This is a genomic window from Nocardia sp. 2TAF39 (genome assembly GCF_052114905.1).
Taxonomy (GTDB): domain Bacteria; phylum Actinomycetota; class Actinomycetes; order Mycobacteriales; family Mycobacteriaceae; genus Nocardia.
The window spans coordinates 1-1,681 of record NZ_JBFRFQ010000126.1 but is presented as its reverse complement, the minus strand read 5'-3'; the positions used below and the strand labels follow the sequence as shown (position 1 = coordinate 1,681).

General features: G+C 64.5%; 1 protein-coding gene. It reads right to left on the bottom strand.

What is annotated here, in order from left to right; translation table 11 throughout:
- The coding region (locus AB4Z47_RS30610) for an amino acid adenylation domain-containing protein (RefSeq protein ID WP_441956187.1) at positions 1–1,681 on the bottom strand (1,681 nt) is incomplete at both ends.

Sequence of the window (1,681 nt, the reverse complement as noted above, 5' to 3'; positions counted from 1 at the left end):
AGGGTGAAGAAGTCGTCGTCGGCGCCGACTCGTTCGATGCCGAGTACGTCGGCGAATACCCCGGCCACGATCTCTTCGACCGGTGTGGAGGGGGCGCGGTACACCTTCGCTTGGAATTCCGGTGCGGGTAATGCTTTGCGATCCAGTTTGCCGCTGGTGTTCAACGGGAATGCGTCCAACACCACGATCGCTGCGGGCACCATGTACGTCGGTAATGTTGCGCTGATCGCGGCGAGTAGTTCGGTTTGTTCGATCACCTGTCCCGGTGCGGGGACCGCGTAGGCGACCAGTTGGTCGCCCAGTGAGGAAGGCGCTACGACTGCTACTGCTTGGTTCACCGTCGGCTGCGCCAGCAACGCTGCCTCGATCTCGCCGAGCTCGATGCGTTGGCCGCGGAATTTCACTTGGAAGTCGGTGCGTCCGATGTATTCCAGCCGGTGTGGTAGATCGGTGGTCGGTTCCCGCCACACCACGAGGTCGCCGGTGCGATACATCCGCTCACCCGGGGTGAACGGGTTGGCCACGAACCGGTCCGCGGTCAGATCGGGCCTGCGGACATAACCGCGTGCCAGCTGGTCACCGGCCAGATACAACTCACCGGCCACCCCGGCCGGGACCGGCCGCAGGCGGGTATCCAGCACGAATACTTGGGTGTTGTATTGCGGGCGTCCGATCGGCACCGTCCGTTCGTCACGGCCGTCGGCGGGCCAGTAGGTGACCGAGACCGCGGCCTCGGTCGGCCCGTAGAGGTTGTGTAGTACCGCATCCGACACCGTGTGCCAGGCGGTCACGGTTTCCGGTGGTAGTGCCTCACCGATGACGAAGACATCCCGCAACGTCGGCACCGACCCCGCCGCGAGGTGCGCGGCGAACACCGTCAACATCGATGGCACGAAATCGGTGACCGTGACCCGCTGCGCGAGGATGGTGTCGGCGACATATACCGGGTCACGGTGCCCGTCATGGGTGGCGACGACGAGTTTCGCGCCGGCCCGTAACGGCATGAAATAACCCCACAACGACACATCGAACGTTGTCGCGGTCTTCTGCAAATACACATCACCCCGGTCGAGCCGATACTGGGCCAGCATCCACTCGATCTGGTTGTTGATCGCCGCATGCGACACCGCGACACCCTTCGGGCGACCGGTCGACCCGGAAGTGAAAATCACATACGCCGGATGCGCCGGCGATACCGGGCGCAGCAGCTCCCGCGCACGCACCGGGGAGGCGTCGAACCCGTCCAGATCCAGGGCATCCAGATGCAGTACCGCGACACCCTCGGGCACCGACACCGCGTCCGTTGTCGTCGTCAACACACACGCAGGCGCAGCGGTGTCCAGGATGTGGGTGATGCGTTCGCTGGGGTGATCGGGATCCAACGGCACCCACGCCCCACCCGCCGCCACGATCGCATACATACCSACCACCARATCCAGCGAACGCCGGACCGCCAACCCCACCAACGAYTCCGCRCCCACACCCCGCGAAATCAGCAACCGCGCAAGACGGTTCACCCGTGCATCGAACTCACCATAAGTCAGTTCGACACCCTCGAACACCACCGCCACCGCACCCGGATCCGCAGCCACCACACGCCGATACCCATCCAGCAACAGTCCGGGACGGACCGGATAGCTTGTGGTGTTCCATTCGCGCAGGACCCGGTCGCGTTCGGTCG